We start from the raw sequence: 26,481 nt of genomic DNA on the forward strand, positions 1-26,481 counted from the left end.
AAACAACGCTACCCCTTTATAATCACCCTTATGTGCACTCGGCAATGTTTCGCATTTATACGCCGAACACATTTCCAAACAGGTTATACACCATGAAAAGCTCATTAATAACCTTGGGTCTTCTGACAGCCCTGACAGGTACCTCTGCCTTTGCCAACACCGGCACTATCAACTTCGTCGGTAAAATCGACAGTTCAACATGCCCTATAGAAGTGGTAAACCCAGGCAGTGGTGCGGTGACCAACGAGGTCAGCATGGGTTCTATATCACCCTCACGCTTTACTGAAGTCGGCCAGGAGTATCCGGGGAATGACTTTATTCTTCGTATACCCTTAGATGCGGATTGCGCTGTTGTAAATGCTGGAACCGTAACCTTCACCAGTAATGCTGCTGGTGATAATTATGCAACTAAAGTATATACAGGCGCAGCCACCGGGGTTGCAATTCTTATAAAGGATCATACAGGTGAGCCTGTGAAGAACGGCATCGCATCCAAATCCTATGTCTTGGACCCTCTCAAGGTTAACGACATGAAGTTTGATGCTTATTATGTCTCAACCTCAAAAGACGTGAGTGCCGGACCGGCTGATGCCGATATAAACTTCCTCGTCACTATCAAGTAATAGCCCACTGTTTGCCCTTGCCAGCCAAGGGCAGCACTTATCTGACTCGCCAACTTCTCACCTCGCTGACAGGTCTGCACTCCATGTTCGGTTTTATCAGAAAGACCACTGATTCAAAGCCTGCTTTGCTTATGATTACACTGTTATCTATATGCACTTTCTATAGCGCTTCCAACCATGCCGCCCTAGTTATAAGTGGCACCCGCATCGTGTATGACAGCGACAAGCGTAGTGTCTCCACTATTATTTCCAACCCCAGCAAAAAACCGTTTGCCGTTCAAACCTGGGTCAATACAATTGACGATGACAACACCACGGCAGTGCCTTTTATTCCATCCCCCGCTTTATTTCGATTAAATGCAGGAAAAGAACAGCACGTTCAAATCAACCTGCTCCCCCATCAATTACCTGACAACCAAGAGTCGGTCTTTTATTTTAATGTACAAGAAATCCCTCAAACCACTAAGTCCCAAGACGGGATATTAAATATTGCATTACGCACTCGAATTAAATTGTTCTATCGCCCTACAGCGATCAAGGGCAACCCAGAGCTTCGATTAAAAGAGCTGCAATGGTCCATGAAAAAAATTGAGGGCAAGACTTATCTGGAGGTATATAACCCGACCCCCTATTACGTTTCCTTTCTACGCTTGGATGTTAGTTCAAACGGCCATATTCAGTCCCCTGAAAATCCGCCAATGGCTGCCCCCCTTTCTCATCAGGTTTACCCGATGGACAACACCAAGCTGGCCTCCGATATACAAGTCACGTTCTCTGCAATCAATGACTACGGCGGCTTCAGCACACCTTTATCCCGCCCGGTAGCGTTCGCTAACTAAAGCTTATCCCCGCATTGACCTACCAGGACCCTCCATGATCTACACACCCGGCCTATGCAATGCTCATGCGCGCCTGAAATTAACACGACTTTTTATCATGAGTGCCAGCTTAAACCTCACGTTCACAGCTTTTACATTCGCAAACGCGACAACACAGTTTCAATCCAGTTTTATGCGCCAAGGCACTGGACAAACAACCGATGCGGGCAACTATGCACTTGAAGCCCTTTCCAAAGGACATGACATCGTACCCGGACGTTATTGGGTGCATGTTCAAGCCAATTCACAACCGCTTGAACAGCAACAGATCAATTTCCTACTAAGCGAGGATGGCGAAACACTCAAACCTTGCTTGCCTGCAGCATTATTGACGTCAATTGGCATTAAACCGGACAGTGTGCAAGACCCTGCCTCCTTGAAAGCTGCCTGTGTGGATCTTTGGGCACTGATACCGGGCGCTACAACAGATTTTGACAGTGCCAAAATGCTGTTGGACATTTCTATCCCGCAAATTGCATTGCGTCGTGATGTCGCGGGGCATGTTGAACCAAAACGTTGGGATACCGGCATCAATGCTGCATTCATTAACTATCAAGCATCTGCACAGCAAAGCTCCAACCGTTACAGAGGCCAGAGCAGCAGCCAGGATTTATTTCTCAACAGCGGGATAAACCTGGGTGAATGGCAATTTCGCACCAATCACGTACTCCGTCGGGATGACACCGATAACGATCAGTGGACGCGCTCATTTAGTTACCTGCGACGAGATGTGCCGGGCACTAACGCGAATTTGACGCTGGGTGAAACGTCAACAGAAGGAGATATTTTTCGCAGCGTGCCTATTCAGGGAGTCCTGCTTCGTTCGGATCCAGGGATGCTGCCAGACGTGCTGCAAAGTTACGCACCCATCATTCGAGGCGTGGCGCTGACCCGAGCCAAACTCGAGGTGCGGCAAAACGGGTACCCCATTTACTCAACCTATGTCAGCGCCGGTCCTTATGAAATCGACGACCTGAGCACTGCTGGTGGCAGTGGTGAACTGGAAATAGTACTCACCGAAGAAGACGGTCAGATAAGACGGTTTACTCAGCCCTACGCGACCCTGAGCAATCTATTGCGCGAAGGTGTCTGGCGCTACAGCGCTGCTGCGGGACGTTATAACGCGGCAGGCCACCTGAGCGAGCCGATATTATGGCAAGGCACTTTAGCGATGGGCACCGCCTGGAACTCAACCCTCTATGGTGGCCTCATGGGGAGCAACTTTTATCAGGCTGGCACATTTGGCATCTCTAAAGACCTAGGTACATTCGGCGCCCTGGCGCTTGACGCAACCCGTTCCAGCGCCCAGATCGATTGGAATGATGTGCAAAGTCTGCAGGGGATGAGCTACGCCGTTAAATACGGCAAATCTTTCAGCTCGGGCACCAATCTTCGTTTTGCCGGTTATCGCTACTCCACCTCAGGCTATCGAGACTTTGATGAAGCGCTGCGCCAACGCAGCCAGGACTCCACGTTCTTTGGAAGCCGCCGTAGCCGGATAGAAGCCTCTGTTTATCAAAATTTAACGACTCGCAGCTCCTTAAACTTATCGCTTTCGCACCAAGACTACTGGGGGACGAGCTACAAGCAGCGTCAATTCCAGTTCAGCTTCAACACTCAGTTTCAGGACGTCACGCTTAACCTGTTTGCCTCGCAATCGTTAAGCGATAAGTACGCCAGTGATAGACAAATAGGTCTGAGTATTTCAATGCCACTGGACTTTGCCCGTGCCAGCAATGTCACATTTGACCTGCAAAAAAATGCCGACTACTACAGTCAGCGCACCAGCGTGAGTGGCAGCGCCTATGGCAATCGTCTCAATTATCGGGGCTCATTCAGCCACACCGAGCAACAGCAAGAATCCGCTACGTTATCGGCCAACTATCAAACACCCTATGCCAGCCTGGGCAGCGGCATTACTGTAGGACGTGAATACCGCAGTATGTCGGTGAACACCACTGGCGCGATCATGCTCCACGATCAAGGCATCGAGTTAAGCCCTTATTTGGGGGAAACCATGGCCTTAATTCAGGTGCCCGACATTGCCGGGGTTGGTGTCGCCAATACGAGCGCCATACGCACCAATGAAAAAGGTTTTGTACTGGCTCCTTACCTGCGCCCTTATCGGGTCAACTACCTTGAGCTCAATACTGACGATCTGGGACCAAATATCGAGATCGATAACGCTACTGCTCAGGTAATACCTCGACGAGGCGCGGTTGTGAAAAGCGTGTTTCCTGCCCGAAAAGTGAACCGAATCCTAATAACCGGTACCACAATCGATGGCCAACCGCTGCCTTTTGCTGCACTGGTAACCACAGTTACAGGTGAACAAAAGGGAATCATCGGCCAAGCCGGGCAAGTGCTGTTATCGACAACGCTTCAGTCGCAAACTCTGAACGTGGGCTGGGGTCCGGAACCAGAGCAAAACTGCAAAATGCACACAAATCCGGACACGATGCAACAAATCAACGGGTTTCATTTGCAGGCTCTGGTTTGCCAATAAATCGCCCTCTATAAGGGTGGTATTCAATATACCCCCCGGCCAATCTGGAATGACTCAATGAACACGTTTTCTCAACGGCTAGTGTGCCTGATTGGACTTGCTCTGTGCTCTAAGATGTCTATCGCTTTCGGCGCAGATGATGTGAACACTTGCTACTGGGTCAGCGGCTCAGGCCCTGTAACTTTTACTCCCGATGTAGGCGCTGTTTATATCCCAAGAGATGCGCCCTTGGGCAGTGTGATTGGGATTGTAAATGATCTGTTTCCGCAGAATCCTGAGAGAGGCTACATTGGTTGCGCAAACGACGGCAAAACGGTACTGAGCTTTAACGCCATTGCATCTGCCCCTATTTTCATAGGCCCCCTGCCGCCGACGCCGGGCACAATACTGCATTCCAACATTCCCGGAGTGGGGGTCAGAATTGAACTGCAAAGACCCTTGGTTAAAGAGTTTTCAGAAGACAACTCATTCACAGCCCTCAATGGCCCTTACGTGCCAATGGACAGCCAACACACAGGCGCAATGGGCAGTGCCAACTTCGGTTTGGGGAACTTACGTCATCGACTCACGCTGATCAAAATAGGCAAAATCGCACCCGGCCTGCACACACTGAATGGCGCTCAGTTGTTCAGTGGTCATTTCAGCGGCATAGGCAAGGCGTTTTCTTACGGTGTCACTGGCACCGTAATACAAGCGCAATGCAGTTTGTCAGGCAACCCTGTGAGTGCAAATCCGGTAAATCTGGGTGATTGGGACAACTCGCACTTTACTAAACCGGGGGATGTAACAGATGCGGTGGATTTTCACATCAATCTGATCGACTGCGAAGCAGACCCTGCAGACGCGAATATCGCAACGGCAAATATTCGTCTCGAAGGGGCCAAGGGATCGACGGTATTTGATGCTGCTAAAGGGATATTTACTCTGACTTCAAGCGCCACGGCAAAGGGGGTGGGAATTCAAATGCTCAGCGCCGATGGCCTGACTCCAATAGCTTTGGGAGTGGAAGTACCCGTGATCGCCATTCAGCCGGGTAACACGGTGCTGGACTTCAAGGCACGCATGTATCAGACCCATCCAGCTGACCAAGTTGAGTCCGGGTCAGTGGAAGGAGCCTTAAACTTCACACTTACCTACAAATAAATGCTCCCCCCGCTTTCGCAATATAAAAAAGCGGGGAGACACATATTTAATTGGTCAGATTAGCTCGCAACGCCCTGAAGCCATACCAATAACCCTTATTATTAAAAGTCACCTGCCCTTCAAAATAAATATCGATGCCTACTTTGAATTTTAAAAATTGCTCTTTAGCGACTGTCACACTGACCTTCTTATCCGCTACTTCCTCGGCAGTCACTTTATGCTCAAAGAAAACCACCTCTAAGTTTTTACCATCCTGCCCCAAACCTACCAGCTTGAATTTGATATATTGATCGTCTGCCATAAAAGGCCACACACCAATACTCACCTCAGCTCCTGACCCAGGCACGCTGGAAAGGCTCAAAATATTCCCGTTCACGTGCGAACACTGCATGGTCGGATAGTTAGTTGCCAATATATCTGAGAGGGTCAAGCCATAGATACCCGACGTCGCAAGCACTTCAGAGCTACTACCGTCGAGCACCTCATAATAGACGGGAATATAGCGTGCTCCGTCGACCAAACTGCTGACCATGTGGGCCGCAATATTTTTTCTGGGTACATTAAATAGCAAGGGAGCATCAGGATCGGCGCTGCTCAGCGTAATTGCATTAAACGCCAGAGGGTCAGCCCATTGAAGAAGAACCTTCTCGCCCTCATAAATATCACTTTCTGGAGGGATATTCACAGTGATACCGTCTCCAGGGCCCTCCCCTACAGAATCGATATTCAGTTTCCCAAATTGAGATGAACCGCTGGCGCCTGTAACTTTTACGTAGCCGAGAGAACGTGGCGCCATGTCCACTTCAATGGGCACTGACTCACTCAACGGGCTGCTATTTCCTGCTTTATCGATAAGTTGGTACTCGGCATAACACTCACCGTTCAGCGCGGCCTCAATCTGCGCACGGGTATAGATTATTTCTCTATTGGTCGCCACCGGTGTCCGACCAATAAGTTGACTACCCGTACGGGTTCTCCAAAAATAAACGACTTCATCACCGTCTTGATAATCGGCATATTCTGGTATGACACAGACAAATTTATTGTCATGAGCCTCGAAGAAAGGAATAGTAATTTGCGTGGCGGGAAGGATCAGTGTGCTGGGTTTTAGATGCTTATACGGAGGCGTACGATCAATAACCAAGGGGACAATGTTTGATTCACTCTCTCCTCCCCCATTATGCCCAACGACCACGTATCTAAAGTCAAAAGGCCCTTCCTCGTAATCTAGCTTCCCCGCATCAATACTAAATGACATAGGAAAATCACTGTCAGCAAGCGGCCCTACAACGTCATAGGTTTGCATTGTATTAAATGCGTTGGAGGTATTCTGCCTGCGCCATTGAAATGAGAGTTTATCAATAGCGTTTTTTGGCGGGAGATTAACCCATGCTGCAACGTCAACGATTAACGGATCATCAAGCGCCGAAGCCGGTAGTAACCCTGCCGGGAGCCCCGGCAAAACGCCTACAATATCGGGCTCTTGCAACAAAAGGTGCAGGGACGCAAGCGCATTTATATTCGCCGGGCCTTCAGTGGGTTTTACATTTTTTCTGTCATCAAAATCGGCCATTACTATCACTCACTAAACTTCAATTTAATTGAAACTTAACCTGACGTGTACAGTGGACTCCCACTGTGCACGTAAAGCACGTCAAGTATATTTAGCACGCTTTTGATCGATCGGTTACTAGCAAAACTACTAGCACCCGACCTCTCAGCTTTAAACAGCCCTATTATTTTTCGTACACTTAAAACTTACCAACTATAATAAACCCCCACTGAGCCACCCAACGGCTGTTCAATACCGTCGCCTTTGCTGTACTCCACATCAGCATAGACTTTTATTTTTTGAGTCATGGTCATCGTCATACCGGCCCCCAACTTACCTCGCGAACCGGACAAGTCATTATTAAAGACATTGTCGTTAACTTTGACTTCATTGTTTTTCGAGAACTCATGCACGTAAGCGGCTCGCAGGTAGGGTTGTACGACCTGACCGCCCGCCAACTCAATATTACGCCCCACCGTAGAGCCAAGCTCACCCAATAATGAACGCGTGCGGTCACCTTTAGCACGTAACCCATTGTCCAGATCGTAATCCTTGCCTTGGATAATAACGCTTGACACTTGAGCATACGGCTCGACAAAGTAGCCCTCATCAAGCTTTATATGACGCCCAAACTCTGCAGAGGCACCAACACCATAATTGCTATAACTGCCTTTTGTGCTCGTGTTATCACTCAAATTCACATCTGATTTATTTTGAAAACGGTTAATCTTGACGACACCATCAAAGTAATAACCGGTTTGCGCATCAAGCCAGGTGGTATAAGCACCAGCATAATAACTGTCTACCGTGCCGGAAGTGCCACGATCGAGGTCAAGATCTGACTGGCTATAACCCGCCATCAAACCCGCCAGCCACTGACCATCACCGATCGGCAACGGTGCATCCGCACCGAATGTTAACCCCTGCTGGCTTTGCTTATAGCCCACTCCGGTAGAAGCAGACACTGTGTACTTATTGCCATAGGCCCTGACCCATGCGCCGGACTGCCCCGAACCGATACGCAACTCCCCCATACGTGTGCGCAACGTGGTCAACTCTCCATACCAGATAGTAGGTGCCGTATTAAACAATGCCATGGCCGACTGAGTGCCAGGGCTTATGGTTCTGTTCTCAGGGTTCAAGTACCAGTCGGTTGCGCCTCCATCTTCACTGTTTGCCAATTGATAGGAATAAGCACCAAGGTCAATTCGGTCATTCAGCAACGAAAACTTTGCATCCCCTGCGGCTGTGTGCACGAGGTAAAGCTTGTCTGCATTAATCGGATCAGCACCGGAACTGGCCACTACCAGTTGGTGACTGCCCGTAGCGGTGCCCGTTACGTCCAGTTTGTCGGTCTGACCGGTCGAAAAATCTGAAGCCATATAGAACGTACCGCCCGCTCCGCTCAAGTTACTGACCGACAACGTGTAGTAAGCGGTGGGTTCACCAAATTTGATCGAACCTCCATTCATGGATAAGTCGGACACTGTACCGTCTTCAACCATTACCCATTGTGCCTGGCTATTGATTGCCAGGCCCGAGAGGTTTTCAAGGCGCCCGGTCAAGGTGGCCTGAGTATCAAGGATCACATTGGCAGTAGCACCTGACGCAGCAATCACATCACCCTTAAGTTGGGTATTGCTGTCGCTGACTCGCAAGGTGGCTGTGGATGTGCCGTTAACCTCCAGTAAATTGCCATTACCACCGGTGAGTGTAGAGCCATTCATCACATTGATTTGTGTATGAGCGCTCCCGGAATCGTAGTTTTCTACAAGGATCGCCGCCCCAGTCCGCCCGGTCACGGTAGTACTGTCTAGATCAATAACTGAATCTTCGGGATTGATGTAATCAATAATCTGTATGCCATTCAGCCCCCCAACAATCGTGCCTCTCACGGCTGAGGCGTTGCCGTTGAACACCTCAAGGCCGATACCCTCAGCAGCGTTGGCCAACAAAGTAGTGTCGGTCATCTCCAGGCGGCTCAAATGAGACACTGTTGCGCCACGGTTCATACCCGTGATGGTACTACTCTGTACCTGTGCAACAGACCCTGTATTGGTATCAGCTGCGACTCTAAGAGCGATCCCATTACTGGTAAGTGTGCTGCCAGTAATGGTCGCATTACTGCCATATAAACTCACACCGGGTTCTGTACCGTTTCCATTTACAGTTGACCCGTTCAACACCAGATTTGACTTATTGACCTCAATATTTTGTGCGGTCGCTGCATTGGCCGTCAGCGTCCAACCATTGAAAACTCTATATTTATTCAGCGGATCACTCAAAGCACTAATAGACTCGTCACTAAATCTGACCAAAACTGTTTCGGCATTTACGCGTTCAGCGATGAACAAACTGGAGCCTACCGCAACAAGAAACATACAATGAGAAAGTGGCGAACGTTGATAGGGCATGGTCATTTACCTGTTAATCGGATACATTTTTATGCAAAGAATTACCTTAGGTCTCTCTAAGCATATTCATACAAAGCCGACGCATGCTACGCACATTGTATAAACCGCAATGTAGGAAAAACCCTACGCAATCGTAGGGCGCCTCCCAAATAATGTTGCATGCCCTGATAAATCTATGGACTTGGGGGGATATTGCACGTCCCTGCTGAGGTATACATACCTATGTCCACTGTCGCCTCTCCAGGTTCTTCTTTACCCTGAATAAGCAGTGTGTATTCAACTTTTCCACTGCCTATATTGTCACTGTCTGCACCATAGATGGGCAGAAAGTAGGTGTCATAAGGTCTAACCCACCAGATAAAACCTTGCTGTTCTTGCTCCTTACTCACCGTCAACTCGCCACTTTCAAGTGGGTCACCTGGAATCGGCGTTACGGTGCCTTCATCAATAAAACTAGTCCATTTAAGTTTTATTTTTGTACCCTCGACCAAGTATCTGGATACCGGAATATAAACACGAATCCCATAGGAACCATCATCAGTCAGTTCCAGAGAAGGGCAATTCAGCCAGTTCCAAGTCGTGTCAATAGTTGGAAATTCAGGGGGAGCCAAAACAATAGGAACTCCCGAAACCGCCACCGGTTTGGGCTTTGATTTTTCATCGTTGATAAAGTCGTCATGCGATACAGAAAACCAAACATCGATGTCGCCATTACCCGCTGCATCAATATTAACCCAATCAACAGTGAACTCTATATCATCAGGATCAGTGGGCTCTTCGGTGGTGACCGTATGAGTACCGAGTGATTTACCCCCCCAAAAGAACTCGATTTTTTGATCGGGGCCAATTCCCTCATAAGGTCTGAGTTTTATCGTTGCAGGTTCGTTTACATCACCAGCAACAATTTTATCAACTTCCCCCGTAAAACTGACTACGGTCACTACACCGAGTGCAGGGTTTACCGGGTTAGGCTCGTCAGGGTTTTCTGGCCCCACTTTGGATAAATCTACCTGAATCGTGACATCGGCTGAGCCCAAAGGCAGCGAACCCCGGTAATAGGTGTACTCGACAATGGTGGGCTGCGAGCCAGGCTTCGTGAAATCATAGGCAGCTTTCAGAGTTGCCCACGGCACTGGGACGCTAACCGGAAACTGACTGATGGGAAAAAGGACATCCAACGTCTTGCTTCCCCACTTGACCTCAATACGATCGCCAATTTTCCAGTTGGTAATTTCAGTTTTTATCTCAAGATAAACGCCCAAAAAAGCATCATCACGGTCAATTAACTCATCTGAGATCTCGTCGGCATGGCGTACCGTCGGTGCCGGAAATGGCGCCACAGGCAAAGGTCCAAGCGCTACAGGCATTTTCACAGACTTACCAATACGACTGTCATTACCGGCTTTATCGAGCAGGATATAACAGGCGTAAAAATCACCATCCCCCGCAGCAACAATTGTCGCTTCGGGAATTGCAAATTTCCGACCTGCTGGAATAGCTTGATACCCCCCAATAGGGGTCAAGCCGGATATATCATCCGGCACATCACCTTTTACCCAGAAAACACCAATTCTATCGCTGCTTTCTTCATCAGGATAAGCCGAAATTTCAGCCACTACTGCAGCACGATTGGCATCCGTAATAGGTCCCGCCGGGAGAATTAAATCAGCCGGATATGCAGAACCGTAGGGCGGGATAATGTCGAGCACTATAGGTGTTGTTTCTGACGGAGTAGCAACTCCGCCATCATTCCCACCCACTACGCGGTATCTAAATTCAAAAGCACCGTGAACATTTTTAAAAGCGTCGAGCGGTATTTCTTGAATCATGGGATCTGGGTACACCCCTTTTATTTCAATAGATGGAGGGTCCAGCAGGTCTATATAGGCCGCGTCATCGGTACTCCCTAGCGGTCGCCATTGCAGCCTTAATTCATCACCGGGCCTTGTTGGATTGGTCGGAAAATTCACCCAGTGCGGAATTTCAACTTTAAGAGGAACGGTCAAAAGCGCTTTAGGGATAAGCCCAAGCGGATCGCCTGGCAAAACACCTTGCACAGTAGGTTTGACATGTGCAGCTGCATGCCTTAACCCAACAGCGCGTTTAAAATAAGCCTTACGTGCATTTTTAGCAGCTAATTTCCTCTCAAGCATATTCATCCCGCAACCCTCAATTCACAGAAAAGTTTAGATATCGAACGTTCTTACGCCTTACAAAAACAGACCCACAAAAAACTTAGCACTTAGCCTATAAATTAAGTGTGCGAGCAGCACGCCACCGAACGAACTATGGCCGCCATAAATACCTTAATACTGTTGTGACTCTTAGAGTTATTGAACGCCTTTTTAAGGCAGTTGGATACTGTCAGAAATGACAGGTAAACCCACCGCATATAACCTTCTCAAATACGCTCTAACCCAGCAGGCCCTTGCCACTTTTGGGGCCTGACTCACTGTAGTTTCGGCCCATCGCTGCCTATTTATTGATCGAATTTAGTAGCACGGTTAATCGTCTGGCGCATGAGGTGGGGAATGGCATGCACTGCGTTTCCAAAGCGCATCCAGGCTCGTCAACTGCTACGTAATACCCAAAAACCCCACTAACGCCGCACGCTGGGCCAATGCATCCTTGCGCCCCAGTTCAATTAACTCGCTGCAATAGCCCGCCTCGAACAACAAATAACTCAGCACACCTGCACCGCTGGTTTTGGTTGCCCCCGGCCCGCGCAAAAACAGGCGCAGCGCGGCGGGCAGTTCGTGGCGGTGGCGGGCGGCTATTTCGTCAATGGGCTGGCTGGGGGCGATAACCAGCACATCAACCGGCGCTAAACCGAGGTTGTCGGGCTGCCCTGGCAGCAACCGGCTGAAGTGGTTCAGGCGCTCCAGCAGTTCGATATCGCTCTCAAGGCTGTCAATAAAAGTGCTGTTGAGCATGTGCCCGCCAATTTGCGCCAAGGTCGGTTGCTGCGCGTTGTACTGGCGCGCTTGCCCGCCCTGACGATCCGGCCCGCGCGGGTTGCCGCTGACCCCGACCACCAGCACGCGATTGGCGCCCAAATGCAGCGCCGGGCTGATGGGTGCAGACTGGCGCACGGCGCCATCGCCAAAATACTCTTCGCCAATTTTGACCGGGGCAAACAACAGCGGTATGGCCGAGCTGGCCAGCAAGTGCTCGACGGTCAACGCCGTCGGCAGGCCAATGCGCCGATGACGCAACCAGCCTTCGATCGCACCTTCACTTTGATAAAACGTTACGGCCTGGCCCGAGGAGTAGCCAAAAGCCGTGAGCGCCACAGCGCGCAAGTGCTGCGCAGCGATGGCCTGATCGATACCGGCAAAGTTGATTTTGTCGTTGAGCAATTCGCGTAACGGCGAACTGTTGAGCAGCGCCACCGGCACGTGGCTGCCAAGGCCCAACAAGCTGTGGCCCAGAAAGCGACTGGCCTGGTGAATCACCCCCGGCCAATCACTGCGCAACACACGATGGCTTTCAAAGTTTTGCCAGAAGGTCGTCAAGTGCTCGACGGCCTGGGTGAAGTTCATCGCGCCACTGGCCAGGCTGACTGCGTTGATCGCCCCGGCCGAGGTGCCGACAATCACCGGAAACGGGTTGGGCGCACCCGCAGGTAACAACTCGGCAATGGCCGCCAGCACCCCCACTTGATACGCCGCCCTGGCGCCGCCGCCCGACAGAATCAACCCGGTCACCGACGCTCTGCCGTTCATACCTCAGCGCCTTTGCAGCGCGGGTTACTTGCGGCGTTTGTCGTACAGCTTTGGCTCGCCCGGTGGCCGGGTTTTGAAGCGGCGGTGCGCCCACAAGTACTGCTCTGGGCATTCGCGTATCGCACGCTCGACCCATTGGTTGATGCGCAGGCAGTCGGCCTCATCGCTTTCTCCGGGAAAGTCGCTTAAAGGCGGATGAATCACCAACTTATAACCACTGCCATCCGCCAGTCGTTGTTGAGTAAAGGGTACAACCTGCGCTTTGCCCAGCTTGGCGAACTTGCTGGTGGCCGTCACTGTGGCGGCCTCGATGCCAAACAATGGCACAAAAATGCTTTGCTTGGCGCCGTAGTCCTGGTCGGGTGCGTACCAGATCGCCCGCCCGGCGCGCAGCAACTTGAGCATGCCGCGCACGTCATCGCGCTCCACTGCCAGCGAGTCCAGGTTGTGGCGCTCGCGGCCGCGGCGCTGGATAAAGTCGAACAACGGGTTTTTGTGTTCGCGGTACATGCCATCAATGGTGTGCTGCTGCCCGAGCAAGGCGGCGCCAATTTCCAGGGTGGTGAAGTGAAAGGCCATCAAGATGACGCCCTTGCCTTCACGCTGGGCCTGCTGCAGGTGCTCCAGCCCTTCGACATGCGCCAACTTGGCCAGGCGCGGCTTGGCCCACCACCAGCTCATGGCCATTTCAAAAAAGGCGATGCCGGTTGAGGCGAAGTTTTCCTTAAGCAGGCGCTCGCGCTCAGCGGCGTTTTTTTCGGGGAAGCACAGTTCAAGGTTGCGCGCAGCAATGCGCCGGCGCTCACCGGCCACCCGGAACATGCAAGCCCCCAGAAAACGACCAATGCGCAGTTGCACCTTATAAGGCAGTTGCACCACCAGCCACAGCACGCCCAGCCCTGACCACAGCAGCCAAAAACGCGGATGAAAAAAAGCAGCTCGAAAACGCGGGCGATCCATTAATGATTCCGGACAGACACAAGGGCCGGGCATTCTACATCGTTAGACCCGGCTTGCGGCTCGCGGGCGTTCTCGTTATAAGTCTCTGCACTTTAAGTGACAAGCCGCATTAAGCCGACCATGAGCCAAACCGAATCGCAAGACCAAGCCCCCGTGTTTCAGCTTAAGGGCAGTATGCTCGCCATTACGGTGCTGGAACTGGCCCAAAACAACCTTGAAGCCCTTGATCGCCAACTGGCCGCCAAAGTTGCCCAGGCGCCCAATTTTTTCAGTAACACCCCGCTGGTGCTGGCGCTCGACAAGCTGCCCGTCGGTGCCGGTGCCGTCGACTTGCCCGGGCTGATGCGCGTGTGTCGCCAACATGGCCTGCGCACCCTGGCCATTCGCGCCAGCCGCATCGAAGACATTGCCGCGGCCATCGCCATCGACCTGCCAGTCTTGCCGCCGTCCGGTGCACGTGAGCGGCCGATTGAGCCCCCGGTTGAAGTAATCATCGCGCCGAAAAAGCCCGAAAAACCGCCCGAGCCGGCCATCAAGCCGACCCGCATCATCACCACGCCAGTACGTGGTGGCCAAACGGTATACGCCGAGGGTTGCGACCTGGTGGTCATCGCCTCGGTCAGCCCCGGTGCGGAACTTATGGCCGATGGCAACATCCATGTGTACGGCCCTATGCGTGGCCGAGCGCTTGCCGGATACAAAGGCAACACCCGAGCGCGAATTTTTTGCCAGCAACTGAGCGCCGAACTGGTGTCCATTGCCGGAATGTACAAAGTGTCCGAAGACCTGCGACGCGATCCTTTGTGGGGCGCCGGGGTTCAAATCAGTCTGTCAAGTGACATGTTGAACATCACCCGTCTTTAACGGATACTCACGCCATTTTCCAACCATCTCAATTACGTAGAGAAAACAGACTAGTCTTTGTAGGAAGTCAGCAATCAGCCAGTGTTTACGTTGTGTAGGCCTGGCTTGGGGGATGTCCACCAAGACTGTTCACCTGTTGTCGTTTATTTAGAGATGTTATTCAGGGACTAAAAAGTCCTTTTTCCTTAGGGGTGAAGCACCTTGGCCAAGATTCTAGTGGTTACATCCGGCAAGGGTGGTGTGGGTAAGACCACCACCAGCGCCGCTATCGGTACGGGCCTGGCACTGCGCGGGCACAAAACCGTCATCGTCGACTTCGACGTTGGCCTGCGTAACCTCGACCTGATCATGGGGTGCGAGCGTCGCGTGGTGTATGACTTCGTTAACGTGGTTAACGGCGAAGCCAACCTGCAACAGGCGCTGATCAAAGACAAACGTCTGGAAAACCTGTACGTGCTGGCTGCCAGCCAGACCCGTGACAAAGACGCCCTGACCAAAGAAGGCGTCGAAAAAGTTCTGATGGAACTCAAAGAGACCTTCGAATACGTGGTCTGCGACTCTCCGGCGGGCATCGAAACTGGCGCCCACCTGGCCATGTACTTCGCGGATGAAGCGATTGTCGTGACCAACCCGGAAGTGTCTTCGGTGCGTGACTCGGACCGCATGTTGGGCCTGCTGGCTAGCAAATCGCGCCGCGCCGAACTGGGCGAAGACCCGATCAAGGAACACCTGCTGCTGACCCGCTACAACGCGGATCGCGTCAGCAAGGGTGAAATGCTCGGTGTTGAAGACGTCAAGGAAATCCTGGCGGTTACGCTGCTGGGTGTGATCCCGGAATCCCAGGCGGTGCTCAAGGCATCCAACCAGGGCGTGCCGGTGATCCTTGATGACCAAAGTGACGCCGGTCAGGCCTACAGCGATGCGGTTGATCGTTTGCTGGGCAAAACCGTGGAGCATCGGTTCCTCGATGTACAGAAGAAGGGATTCTTCGAGCGCCTGTTTGGAGGCAATTAAACAATGAACATTTTTGACTTCTTTCGTACCCGCAAAACGCCAACCACCGCGTCGGTCGCGAAAGAGCGTCTACAGATCATCGTGGCGCACGAACGCGGCCAACGCAGTACCCCGGACTACCTGCCAGCCCTGCAAAAAGAGCTGGTCGAGGTGATCCGCAAATACGTCAACATCGGCGATGATCAAGTACAGATCGCCCTTGAAAACGAGGGTAGCTGCTCGATTCTGGAACTCAACATCACCCTGCCAGATCGTTAATCGATCCGGCTGATACCACGGCGGCTTGGAGGTTTCTCTGCACAGGGGGATCTCCAAGCCGCCGTTGGCGTTTGTTAAGAGGCTGTTTTAATGCCGTTGTCGAATATTCACATCATCCATCAGGACGCAGGCGTTCTGGTGGTCAACAAGCCGACCTTGCTGCTGTCGGTGCCGGGCCGCGCCGAAGACAACAAAGACTGCCTGATCACCCGCCTGCAAGAAAACGGCTACCCCGAAGCCCGCATCGTGCACCGCCTGGACTGGGAAACCTCGGGGATCATTCTGCTGGCCCGCGATGCCGACACGCACCGCGAATTGTCGCGTCAGTTTCACGACCGGGAAACTGAAAAGGCCTACACCGCGCTGGCCTGGGGCCAACCGGAGCTGGACAGTGGCAGCATCGACCTGCCCCTGCGTTACGACCCGCCGACCAAGCCACGCCACGTGGTCGACCACGAGTTTGGCAAGAACGCGTTGACCTTCTGGAAAGTCCTGGAACGTTGCGGCGATTACTGCCGGGTTGAACTGACGCCGATTACCGGGCGTTCGCATCAGTTGCGCGTGCACATGTTGTCCATTGGCCACCCGCTGCTGGGCGATGGCCTGTACGCGCACCCGCAGGCATTGGCGGCCTACCCGCGCTTGTGCCTGCACGCCAGCATGCTCAGCTTCACCCACCCGCAGACCGGCGAACGCCTGCGCTTCGAGTGCCCCGCCCCGTTTTAACAGCTTCACGCCCTGTAGGAGCGAGCTTGCCTCGCGATCTTTTGATCTTTAAAAGATCGCGAGGCAAGCTCGCTCCTACAAAGGGTTTGCACGTTTTTGCTGGTCAAATTTTGTGATCAATGCGCTAAACTCGCGGCCTTGCTGTCTGGAGTAACTTATGCGCGAAGAGTTGAACCAAGGCCTGATCGACTTTCTCAAGGCCTCCCCTACCCCGTTCCATGCCACCGCCAGCCTTGTTCAACGCCTGGAAGCCGCCGGTTACCAGCGCCTCGACGAGCGCGAGACGTGGTACACCGAAGCCAACGGCCGCTATTACGTCACCCGTAATGACTCCTCCATCGTCGCTTTCAAGCTGGGCCGTCACTCGCCCCTGCAAGGTGGCATCCGCATGGTCGGCGCTCACACAGACAGCCCCTGCCTGCGGGTCAAGCCTCAGCCTGAGCTGCAACGCCAGGGTTTTTGGCAATTGGGCATGGAAGTCTACGGCGGCGCGTTGCTGGCCCCCTGGTTTGACCGCGACCTGTCGCTGGCCGGGCGCGTGACATTCCGCCGTGACGGCAAGGTCGAGAGCCAGTTGATCGACTTCCGCGCGCCGATTGCGACCATCCCCAATCTGGCGATTCACCTCAATCGCACGGCCAACGAAGGCTGGGCGATTAACCCGCAGACCGAACTGCCACCGATTCTGGCGCAGGTTGCAGGCGATGAGCGCGTAGATTTCCGCGCCCTGCTCACCGACCAGCTGGCCCGCGAACACGGCCTGAACGCCGACGTGGTGCTCGACTATGAGCTGAGCTTCTACGACACACAAAGCGCTGCGGTGATCGGCCTCAACGGTGATTTTATTGCCGGTGCGCGCCTGGACAACCTGCTGTCGTGCTACGCCGGCCTGCAAGCGCTGTTGAACACCGACACCGACGAAACCTGCCTGTTCGTGGCCAATGACCATGAAGAAGTCGGCTCGTGTTCAGCGTGCGGCGCGGACGGCCCGATGCTGGAGCAGATCCTCCAGCGCGTACTGCCTGAAGGCGACGAGTTTGTGCGCACCATACAAAAATCGCTGCTGGTCTCGGCCGACAACGCCCACGGCGTGCACCCCAACTACGCCGACAAGCACGACGCCAACCACGGCCCCAAACTCAATGCCGGGCCGGTGATCAAGGTCAACAGCAACCAGCGTTACGCCACCAACAGTGAAACGGCGGGTTTTTTCCGTCATCTGTGCATGGCGGTTGAAGTGCCGGTGCAAAGTTTTGTGGTGCGCAGCGACATGGGCTGTGGCTCAACCATCGGCCCGATCACCGCCAGCCACCTGGGTGTGCGCACGGTAGACATCGGCTTGCCGACCTTCGCCATGCACTCCATCCGTGAACTGGCCGGTAGCCACGACCTGGCGCACCTGGTCAAAGTATTGAGCGCGTTCTACGCCAGCAACGAACTCCCGTAAAACACCCGACCTGTGTAGGAGCGAGCTTGCCTCGCGATCTTTTGATCTTAAAAAAGATCGCGAGGCAAGCTCGCTCCTACACAGGTGAAGAGTGCCCGGGCGATTCATTTTTGATACACATCACCCCACTTCTGCGTAAAGCCACCTAGACTTGGGTGATTAACTTCTTCAGGTCCAGAACATGCTCGAAATATCCGCCTTTAATTCCATGTTGATCCCCATTGTGATTGGCATGTTGCTGCTCACCATTGGCTTCAACTTTCGCGACAGTAAACCCGGTGTACTGTCGATCTGGTTTGGCATGTTGCTGATCTTCGGCACCATCGTTTTTAAAATTCTCGCCAAACTGAATCAATAAATAGCACCGCATCCGCGATCACTTATTTTATGTATGACAAGAAATGAATGATCGCGGGGCCTAGCGTACACTCGTCCGATCCGTACTTTCCGAGGGTGATCGCCTAGTGTTTCTTCGTCTCTTTGCCCGGCCCTATTGGCTACTGATTTGTCTGCTGACCTTGCTGCCGCTCGCCTCGGCCCAGGCTGTGGGCATCACCAGCCTGCTTCCCAGTTCGGATAAAACCCAAACGCAACCCACCGAGCCTTTGGGCCAGTCGCTGGACGAGGTGATCAAAAATCTTGAGAACGACCAGCAACGCAGCAAGTTGCTGGCGGACCTTAAAAAGCTTCGCGATGCCACCAAAAAAGCCCAGCCCGAAGCTGAAATCGGTGTGCTGGGTTTGATCGGTAGCACTCTCGCCGACCTCGAAAAACAGTTCTCGGGCAACGACAGCCCCACCTCGCGCTGGAGCGAAGAAATCGGCCAGGCCAAAGATGAACTGGTGGCCTTGATGCTGCCCGCCAAGGAATGGGTGCCCATCATCTTTGCCTTTGCGCTGATCATCATGATCTGGAGCCTGCTGGCTTCACTGCTGATTTGGGTCAGCCACCGCGTGCGCTTGCGCTTTGGCCTGAGCGAAGAATTGCCGCAGCACCCAAAAGCCGTCGACATGCTGCGCTTTGCCTTGCGCAAGCTCGGCCCTTGGCTGGTGGCGCTGGTGATCACGGTGTACATGAGTTACGCCTTGCCATCATCGCTGGGCAAAGACCTGGCCATGGCGCTGGCCTACGCCCTGGTGATCGGCACCTGCTTCTCGGCCACCTGCGTGATTTTGTTTTCATTGCTCGATGGCCCGCACCGTCATCGCGCCCTGCATATTCTGCGGCATCAGGCGTTCCGCCCGCTGTGGTGGATCGGCAGCTTTGCCGCCTTTGGTGAGGCACTCAGCGACCCGCGCATGGTCGCCTCACTTGGCGTGCACCTGGCGCATACCGTGGCCACGTTTGCCAACGTGATGGCGGCACTGTCGACCGGGCTGTTTATCATCCGCTTCCGCCGCCCCATCGCTCACCTTATCCGTAACCAGCCGCTGTCACGCCGCCTCACCCGCCGCGCCCTGAGCGACAGCATCGAGACCCTCGGCACTTACTGGTACATCGCCGCGCTGATTCTGGTGGGCATCTCACTGTTCGCCACCTTCTTGTCGGCGGGCGATACCAGCACCGCGCTGCGCCAGTCGCTGATCTGCGCCGTGCTGGTGGTGCTGTGCATGGTGATCAACGGGCTGGTACGCCGTCATGCGCAAAAGCCACAACGCGGGCCCAAGCGCCACGCGCTGTATTCGGAACGGCTCAAGAGCTTTGTCTACACCCTGGCGCACTTGATTGTGTGGCTGGTGTTCATCGAGTTGGGGTTGCGCGTGTGGGGCCTCTCGCTGATCGGTTTCACCGAGGGTGAAGGCCATGAAATCAGCGTCAAACTGTTCGGCCTGGCGGGGACGTTACTGTTTGCCTGGCTGATCTGGATTCTCGCCGATACGGCCATCCACCACGCCCTGACCCGCTCGCGCAAAGGCCTGGCCAACGCCCGCGCGCAAACCATGATGCCGTTGATTCGCAACGTGCTGTTTGCGGCCATTTTCATCATCGCGCTGATCGTCGCACTGGCGAACATGGGCATGAACGTCACGCCACTGCTGGCCGGTGCCGGTGTGATCGGTCTGGCCATTGGTTTTGGTGCGCAGTCGCTGGTTGCCGACCTGATTACCGGCTTGTTCATCATCATTGAAGACTCGCTGGCCATCGATGATTACGTGGATGTCGGCGGCCACCTGGGCACGGTTGAAGGCCTGACGATTCGTACCGTGCGCCTGCGCGACATTGACGGCATCGTGCACACCATTCCGTTCAGTGAAATCAAAAGCATCAAAAACTATTCCCGCGAGTTCGGTTACGCGATCTTCCGCGTGGCGATCCCGTACAACATGGAAATCGACGACGCCATCAAGCTGATGCGCGAGGTGGGACAAAAGATGCGCACCGACCCGCTGCAGCGCCGCAACATCTGGTCGCCGCTGGAGATTCAAGGGGTCGAGAGTTTCGAGTCGGGCAGCGCAATTTTGCGCGCACGCTTCAAAACCGCGCCGATCAAGCAATGGGAAGTGTCACGGGCGTTCAACCTGTCGCTCAAGCGCCATCTGGATGAAGCCGGCCTTGACCTCGCGACACCGCGCCTGAGTGTGCAGGTAGTAACAGCAGGTAGCGGGAACTTACAAAAGGAATAACCCCTACCTCCCTGCAGGAGCGAGCTCGCCTCGCGATCTTTTGATCTTTAAAAGATCGCGAGGCAGGCTCAGACTCAGCGCTCCAGCACATCCACACCAACGTGGATCGCGTCATGTCGCCAATACTCAATGTCACAGTCGATCAGCCGCTCGTGCTGGTCATAGTTGATGCGCTCGATCCTCAGCCCCGGGCTGCCCGTCGACACTTTAAGCGTTGCCGCCGCCTCGGCGGGCAAGGCGGTCGGCACGATCTCAAAACGCACCCGCCCGTAATGCAAATCGTAGTGCCGCGCATACAGCTCGGTGATCGACTGCGTCAGGTCAAAGTCCAGAATCTGCGGGAAATATTGCGGGTTCAGGTAATGCTCGACATACAGCACCAAACGCCCATCAATGCGCCGCGCCCGGCAGATCTGGATCACGCTGGAAAACGCCGGTAACTGCAGACGTGCGCACACGGCGGCCGAGGCCGGCTGCAAGCGCGCCGAAATCACCTCGGTGGTCGGCACTCGTCCCTGGGCGCTGACCATCGCGTGAAAGTGGCTGCGCTGCATCAGGTTGTAGGCCAGGCGCGGCGGCGAAATAAACCAGCCGCGCCGCTCCTCGCGATACACCACGCCTTGCGCTTCCAGTTGCAACAACGCTTCACGCACCGTGATGCGGGTGGTCGCGAACAGTTCGCTGAGTTTTCTTTCAGCCGGCAATTGGCTGCCGCAGGTCAGCAAGCCATGTTCGATTTGCTCTTGCAGGGCCAAACCAATGGCTGTCACCGCTTTGGGTGCACCTTCACGCATCAACGTTACCTATCTGGACTAGTCCAGCACCAAATGTGGGCAGGCTCGGCCTGCAAAACACTTAACTCTTGAGGGTGCCAGCCTAGGCAGTGCAGATGACTGTTCGATGACACTGACACCTGTTTTAACCCTCAAGCCCACACCCGCCGGGGCCTTGACCATGGTCTACGCTTAGCTCACGACACTTGGCGGGCCTGTAAAAGTGCTTGCACAACCAATGCCGACATTAAAGTGTCATGCAGCGCCCTTAAATTGGCTCAGGTATTGCTGACCTAGACCAACCCACTGCAAAACTCTAAAAAAACCAGCGTGAACACCCCCACAGGAGCTTCAGATGAAACAGTTTTTTCTGGCATCACTGTTAGGCACCAGCATCGCCCTTTGCACCTCGGCCATGGCCGCCGATGTCGATTTAAAAGCCCTTGAAACTGCCGCCAAGGCAGAGGGCGCCGTGAACAGTGTCGGCATGCCCGATGACTGGGCCAACTGGAAAGGCACGTGGGAAGACCTGAACAAACTGTATGGCCTCAAGCATGTCGACACCGACATGAGTTCGGCTCAGGAAGTGGCCAAGTTTGCCGCCGAAAAAGACAACGCCAGTGCTGATATCGGTGACGTCGGTGCAGCCTTCGGCCCTATCGCGGTGGCCAAAGGCGTGACCCAGCCATACAAACCCACCACTTGGGAGCAGATCCCGGCCTGGGCCAAGGACAAAGACGGTAACTGGGCATTGGCCTACACCGGCACCATCGCGTTTATCGTCAATAAAAAGCTGTTGCACGGCTCTGAAGTACCAACCAAATGGTCTGACCTCAAATCTGGTAAATACAAGGTCTCGATCGGTGACGTGAGCACCGCCGCGCAAGCCTCCAACGGTGTTCTGGCTGCGGCCTTTGCCAACCACGGTGATGAAAAGAACATTCAGCCAGCCCTGTTGATGTTTGCTGATATCGCCAAGCAAGGCCGCCTGTCACTGGCCAACCCGACCATCGCCACCATGGAAAAAGGTGAAGTTGAAGTGGGCGTGGTCTGGGACTTCAATGGCCTGAGCTACAAAGCCAAAATGGCCAACCCGGATGACTACGTGGTGCTGATTCCGTCGGACGGCTCAGTGATTTCGGGTTACACCACCATCATCAACAAATACGCCAAGCACCCGAACGCCGCCAAACTGACCCGCGAATACATCTTCAGTGATGCCGGCCAAACCAATCTGGCGCGTGGCAACGCCCGCCCGATCCGCGCCGAACACCTGACCCTGCCAGACGACGTGAAGGCCAAGCTGCTGCCTAACGAGCAGTACAAGAACGTGACGCCGATCAAAGACGCCGACGCATGGGAAAAAACCGCGAAGGCCCTGCCTCAGAAATGGCAGGAAGAAGTCATTATCAACATGCAGTAAAGAGCTGTACCTACCCCTGTAGGAGCGAGCCCGTCTCGCGATCTTTTGAGCGTTTAAAAGATCGCGAGGCACGCTCGCCCCTGCACATTCTGTGCTTTACCTGCGGAGTCGCAGTACATGAAACACAAGGTCATTTTGGTGGTACTCGACGGACTCAATCATGACGTTGCCCGCCATGCCATGGGGCATTTGCAGGCCTATGTCAGCGCAGGACGCGCCACGCTGTACAAGCTCACCTGTGAACTCCCAGCGCTGTCACGCCCTCTGTATGAGTGCATCCTCACGGGTGTCCCGCCGATTGAAAGCGGCATTGTGCATAACAATGTCTCGCGCCTGTCTCATCAGCGCAGCGTGTTCCATTACGCCCGCGAGGCAGGTTTGAGCACCGCCGCCGCGGCTTACCACTGGGTCAGCGAACTGTATAACCGCTCGCCTTTTATCGCGGCCCGTGACCGCCACACCGAAGACAGCGATCTGCCCATCCAGCACGGGCATTTTTACTGGAACGATCACTATCCCGATTCCCACTTGCTTGCCGATGCCGAAAGCCTGCGCCTGCGCCATGCGCCGGACTTTTTGCTGGTGCACCCGATGAACATCGACGATGCCGGCCACAAGCACGGCCTCGACAGCTCGCAGTACCGCAACAGCGCGCGTTCTGCGGACATTGTGTTGGCCGACTACCTTCAAAGCTGGCTGGACGCGGGCTACCAGGTGCTGGTGACCGCCGACCACGGCATGAACAACGACCGCTCGCACAATGGCCTGTTGCCCGAAGAACGCGAAGTGCCGCTGTTTGTACTTGGCGACGCCTTTAGCCTGGACCCGCAGGCCACCCCCAAACAAACCGAACTGTGCGGCACGATTTGCCAATTGCTGGGCGTCGCCCATGACAAACCGCTGTGCCAGACCTTATTGAGACCCGCGCCATGACCCGTGGTAAATGGCTGGCATTGTTGTGCCTCGCGCCCTTTGCAATTGTCTTTATCGTGTTCCAGATCGCCCCGCTGGTGTGGGTGCTGGTACACAGCCTGCAATCAGAAGACACCGGCTGGGGCCTGGATAACTTCAGCAAGATCTTCGCCTCGAAGTTCTATTTACAGGCCATCCAGCACAGCCTGGAGATCAGTTTCTGGTCCAGCCTGTTCGGCATCGTAATTGCCGTGCTCGGCAGCTACTCGCTGCATAAAGTCGACTCAAGGCTGCGCAATTTCGTTAACGCCTTCGCCAACATGACCAGCAACTTCTCCGGGGTGCCGCTGGCCTTTGCCTTCATCATCCTGCTGGGGTTTAACGGCAGTATCACGATCATGCTGAAACAAGCGGGGATCATCGAGGACTTCAACCTCTACTCCAAAACCGGCCTGATTATTTTGTACACCTACTTCCAGATCCCGCTGGGCGTTCTGCTGCTGTACCCGGCCTTTGATGCCCTGCGTGAAGACTGGCGCGAGTCAGCGTCATTGCTGGGCGCCAATAGCTGGCAGTTCTGGCGCTTTATTGGCCTGCCTGTCCTCACACCGGCGCTGCTGGGCACCTTTGTGATCCTGCTGGCCAACGCCCTCGGCGCCTACGCCACGGTGTATGCGCTGACCACCGGCAACTTCAACGTATTGCCTATCCGCATTGCCGCGATGGTCTCGGGTGACATCAGCCTGGACCCGAACATGGCCAGTGCGCTGGCGGTGATTCTGGTGGGGTTGATGACCCTGGTGACGCTGGTGCATCAGTGGCTGTTAAAGAGGAGCTACCATGTCGCGCGCTGAAACCGGAACCGCCAGCGTTTATCACCGCACGGTGGTTTACCTGCTGTTTATTATTTTGTTGTTGCCGCTGCTGGGCACGTTTGTGTACTCGATTGCCAGCAGTTGGTCCGCCACCGTGTTGCCCAGCGGCTTTACCTTCAAGTGGTACCTGCAACTGTGGAGCGACCCGCGCTTTTTGACCGCATTCGGCCATTCGCTGTTGATCTGCTTCGGGTCTTTGCTGCTGTCGGTGGTGTTGATTCTGCCGCTTCTGTTTGTGGTGCATTACCACTTCCCCAAGCTCGACGCGCTGATGAACATCCTCATTTTGCTGCCGTTTGCAGTGCCGCCGGTGGTGTCATCGGTGGGCCTGCTGCAACTGTACGGCTCGGGGCCGATAGCCATGGTCGGTACGCCGTGGATCCTGATCGGCTGCTACTTCACCGTGGCCCTGCCTTTCATGTACCGGGCCATCACCAACAACCTGCAAGCCATCAACCTGCACGACTTGATGGACGCTGCCCAACTGCTCGGCGCCAGCACCTGGCAGGCGGCGTTTCTGGTGGTGTTGCCGAACTTGCGCAAAGGCTTGCTGGTGGCGTTGCTGCTGTCGTTTTCGTTCCTGTTTGGCGAGTTTGTGTTTGCCAACATCCTGGTCGGCACCCGCTACGAAACCTTGCAGGTGTTCCTCAATAACATGCGTAACAGCAGCGGCCATTTCACCAGTGCGCTGGTGATCTCGTACTTCCTATTTGTACTGGTGCTGACTTGGGTTGCCACCTTCCTGAACAAGGACAAAAGCCAATGAGTTTTGTCAGCGTCGAACACCTGCAAAAAACCTACTCCGGCACGCCGGTCTTCAGCGACATCAACTTCACCATCAGCAAGGGCGAGTTCGTCACCCTGCTCGGCCCGTCGGGCTGCGGCAAGTCAACGCTGCTGCGCTGCATCGCCGGGCTGACGCCGGTGGATGACGGCAAGATCCTCCTCGATGGCCAGGACATCGTGCCGCTCAATCCGCAAAAACGCGGGATTGGCATGGTGTTTCAAAGTTACGCGCTATTCCCCAACATGACTGTTGAGCAAAACGTCGCGTTTGGCCTGCGCATGCAAAAGGTCAATGCCAATGACAGCCAAAAACGCGTAGCTGAAGTGCTGCAACTGGTCGAGCTCAATGACTTTGCCAAGCGCTACCCGCACCAACTCTCGGGCGGCCAATGCCAGCGTGTGGCGCTGGCCCGCTCACTGGTGACGCGCCCGCGCCTGTTGCTGTTGGACGAGCCCCTGTCAGCGCTGGACGCCCGTATCCGCAAGCATTTGCGCGAGCAGATCCGGCAGATCCAGCGTGAGCTGGGGCTGACCACGATTTTCGTCACCCACGACCAGGAAGAAGCGCTGACCATGAGTGATCGCATCTTCCTGATGAACCAGGGCCGGATCGTCCAGAGCGGCAATGCCGAAAGCCTCTATGTCGCCCCGGTGGACGTGTTTGCCGCGAGTTTTATTGGCAACTACAACCTGCTGGACGCCGACACCGCCAGCCGTTTGTTGCAGCGCCCGGTCACCAGCCGCATCGCCATACGCCCGGAAACCCTGGGCTTGAGCCTGCACGGCGAGGCCGACACACTGATCCGCAACCACAGCCTGCTGGGCAACGTGATCCGCTATCGGGTCGAAGTCCGTGGCGTGGAGTTGATCGTGGACGTGCTCAACCGTTCTGCGGCCGACCTTTACGCGGATGGTCAGCGCGTGGCGTTGACCATCGATTCCAGCGCCTTATGTGAGGTAGCCTGATGCTTTTGAGCA

Annotated in this window: 22 protein-coding genes; 16 read left to right on the forward strand and 6 right to left on the reverse strand. The window is 54.3% G+C overall.

Annotation, left to right across the window (positions count from 1 at the left end; genetic code table 11):
* Nucleotides 1–92 precede the first annotated feature (92 nt).
* The 4 genes from TU84_RS08410 to TU84_RS08425 all read left to right on the forward strand — a co-directional run bounded on the left by TU84_RS08410 (nucleotide 93) and on the right by TU84_RS08425 (nucleotide 5,150).
* The gene (locus TU84_RS08410) at nucleotides 93–623 is read left to right on the forward strand and encodes a fimbrial protein (protein ID WP_048368593.1); all 531 of its coding nucleotides are present in this window, start codon (nucleotides 93–95) and stop codon (nucleotides 621–623) included.
* A gap of 83 nt (nucleotides 624–706) precedes the next feature.
* Nucleotides 707–1,462 carry a fimbrial biogenesis chaperone gene (locus TU84_RS08415; protein WP_048368594.1) on the forward strand — a complete coding sequence of 252 codons (756 nt, stop codon included), beginning with the start codon at nucleotides 707–709 and terminating at the stop codon, nucleotides 1,460–1,462.
* Between the two features lie 34 nt (nucleotides 1,463–1,496).
* Nucleotides 1,497–4,007 carry a fimbria/pilus outer membrane usher protein gene (locus TU84_RS08420; RefSeq protein ID WP_048368595.1) on the forward strand — a complete coding sequence of 837 codons (2,511 nt, stop codon included), beginning with the start codon at nucleotides 1,497–1,499 and terminating at the stop codon, nucleotides 4,005–4,007.
* Nucleotides 4,008–4,064: 57 nt separating this feature from the next.
* Nucleotides 4,065–5,150 carry a fimbrial protein gene (locus TU84_RS08425; protein WP_053225203.1) on the forward strand — a complete coding sequence of 362 codons (1,086 nt, stop codon included), beginning with the start codon at nucleotides 4,065–4,067 and terminating at the stop codon, nucleotides 5,148–5,150.
* A gap of 46 nt (nucleotides 5,151–5,196) precedes the next feature.
* On the opposite strand, the gene TU84_RS08430 is transcribed toward TU84_RS08425, so the two are convergent.
* From TU84_RS08430 to TU84_RS08450, 5 genes are all read right to left on the reverse strand, one after another.
* Entirely contained in the window at nucleotides 5,197–6,723 is a 1,527-nt protein-coding gene (locus TU84_RS08430) for a hypothetical protein (RefSeq protein ID WP_048368596.1), read from the reverse strand.
* A 185-nt stretch (nucleotides 6,724–6,908) separates the two neighbouring features.
* A complete protein-coding gene (locus tag TU84_RS08435) occupies nucleotides 6,909–9,116 on the reverse strand; it encodes an autotransporter outer membrane beta-barrel domain-containing protein (protein WP_048368597.1) in 2,208 nt (735 codons plus the stop codon).
* Between the two features lie 173 nt (nucleotides 9,117–9,289).
* On the reverse strand, nucleotides 9,290–11,275 hold the full coding sequence (locus TU84_RS08440) for a hypothetical protein (protein WP_048368598.1): 1,986 nt from the start codon (nucleotides 11,273–11,275) through the stop codon (nucleotides 9,290–9,292).
* A 417-nt stretch (nucleotides 11,276–11,692) separates the two neighbouring features.
* A complete protein-coding gene (locus TU84_RS08445) occupies nucleotides 11,693–12,841 on the reverse strand; it encodes a patatin-like phospholipase family protein (protein WP_048368599.1) in 1,149 nt (382 codons plus the stop codon).
* Nucleotides 12,842–12,865: 24 nt separating this feature from the next.
* Nucleotides 12,866–13,801 (reverse strand): lipid A biosynthesis lauroyl acyltransferase, encoded by a 936-nt coding sequence (locus TU84_RS08450; RefSeq protein ID WP_048368600.1) that lies wholly within the window; start codon nucleotides 13,799–13,801, stop codon nucleotides 12,866–12,868.
* A 120-nt stretch (nucleotides 13,802–13,921) separates the two neighbouring features.
* Here TU84_RS08450 and minC point away from each other — a divergent pair, with 120 nt between their 5' ends.
* The 7 genes from minC to TU84_RS08480 all read left to right on the forward strand — a co-directional run bounded on the left by minC (nucleotide 13,922) and on the right by TU84_RS08480 (nucleotide 20,734).
* A complete protein-coding gene (gene minC / locus TU84_RS08455; protein ID WP_048368601.1) occupies nucleotides 13,922–14,665 on the forward strand; it encodes a septum site-determining protein MinC in 744 nt (247 codons plus the stop codon).
* A gap of 201 nt (nucleotides 14,666–14,866) precedes the next feature.
* Nucleotides 14,867–15,679, forward strand: a complete 813-nt coding sequence (minD, locus tag TU84_RS08460) for a septum site-determining protein MinD (RefSeq protein ID WP_048368602.1) — start codon at nucleotides 14,867–14,869, stop codon at nucleotides 15,677–15,679.
* A 3-nt stretch (nucleotides 15,680–15,682) separates the two neighbouring features.
* Nucleotides 15,683–15,937 carry a cell division topological specificity factor MinE gene (gene minE, locus TU84_RS08465; RefSeq protein WP_019410761.1) on the forward strand — a complete coding sequence of 85 codons (255 nt, stop codon included), beginning with the start codon at nucleotides 15,683–15,685 and terminating at the stop codon, nucleotides 15,935–15,937.
* 90 nt (nucleotides 15,938–16,027) lie between these two features.
* Complete coding sequence (locus TU84_RS08470) at nucleotides 16,028–16,663, forward strand: RluA family pseudouridine synthase (RefSeq protein ID WP_048368603.1); 636 nt, start codon at nucleotides 16,028–16,030, stop codon at nucleotides 16,661–16,663.
* 157 nt (nucleotides 16,664–16,820) lie between these two features.
* Entirely contained in the window at nucleotides 16,821–18,110 is a 1,290-nt protein-coding gene (locus TU84_RS08475; protein ID WP_048368604.1) for a M18 family aminopeptidase, read from the forward strand.
* Between the two features lie 181 nt (nucleotides 18,111–18,291).
* Nucleotides 18,292–18,468 (forward strand): hypothetical protein, encoded by a 177-nt coding sequence (locus TU84_RS26265; RefSeq protein ID WP_164488139.1) that lies wholly within the window; start codon nucleotides 18,292–18,294, stop codon nucleotides 18,466–18,468.
* A 106-nt stretch (nucleotides 18,469–18,574) separates the two neighbouring features.
* Nucleotides 18,575–20,734 (forward strand): mechanosensitive ion channel family protein, encoded by a 2,160-nt coding sequence (locus tag TU84_RS08480; RefSeq protein ID WP_048368605.1) that lies wholly within the window; start codon nucleotides 18,575–18,577, stop codon nucleotides 20,732–20,734.
* 74 nt (nucleotides 20,735–20,808) lie between these two features.
* Here TU84_RS08480 and phnR read toward each other — a convergent pair whose 3' ends face one another.
* Nucleotides 20,809–21,528 carry a phosphonate utilization transcriptional regulator PhnR gene (gene phnR, locus TU84_RS08485; protein WP_048368606.1) on the reverse strand — a complete coding sequence of 240 codons (720 nt, stop codon included), beginning with the start codon at nucleotides 21,526–21,528 and terminating at the stop codon, nucleotides 20,809–20,811.
* A 334-nt stretch (nucleotides 21,529–21,862) separates the two neighbouring features.
* Here phnR and TU84_RS08490 point away from each other — a divergent pair, with 334 nt between their 5' ends.
* From TU84_RS08490 to TU84_RS08510, 5 genes are all read left to right on the forward strand, one after another.
* Entirely contained in the window at nucleotides 21,863–22,930 is a 1,068-nt protein-coding gene (locus tag TU84_RS08490) for an ABC transporter substrate-binding protein (protein WP_048368607.1), read from the forward strand.
* Nucleotides 22,931–23,047: 117 nt separating this feature from the next.
* Entirely contained in the window at nucleotides 23,048–23,863 is an 816-nt protein-coding gene (locus tag TU84_RS08495; protein ID WP_048368608.1) for an alkaline phosphatase family protein, read from the forward strand.
* Nucleotides 23,860–24,696 carry an ABC transporter permease gene (locus tag TU84_RS08500; RefSeq protein ID WP_048368609.1) on the forward strand — a complete coding sequence of 279 codons (837 nt, stop codon included), beginning with the start codon at nucleotides 23,860–23,862 and terminating at the stop codon, nucleotides 24,694–24,696. Before TU84_RS08495 ends, TU84_RS08500 begins: the two co-directional genes overlap by 4 nt.
* A complete protein-coding gene (locus TU84_RS08505; RefSeq protein ID WP_048368610.1) occupies nucleotides 24,683–25,483 on the forward strand; it encodes an ABC transporter permease in 801 nt (266 codons plus the stop codon). Before TU84_RS08500 ends, TU84_RS08505 begins: the two co-directional genes overlap by 14 nt.
* Nucleotides 25,480–26,469, forward strand: coding sequence for an ABC transporter ATP-binding protein (locus TU84_RS08510; RefSeq protein ID WP_048368611.1), 990 nt, complete (start codon nucleotides 25,480–25,482; stop codon nucleotides 26,467–26,469). Before TU84_RS08505 ends, TU84_RS08510 begins: the two co-directional genes overlap by 4 nt.
* The last annotated feature ends 12 nt before the right edge of the window (nucleotides 26,470–26,481 follow it).

The sequence above is a fragment of the Pseudomonas helleri genome (genome assembly GCF_001043025.1).
In the GTDB taxonomy this organism is placed as follows: Bacteria; Pseudomonadota; Gammaproteobacteria; order Pseudomonadales; family Pseudomonadaceae; genus Aquipseudomonas; species Aquipseudomonas helleri.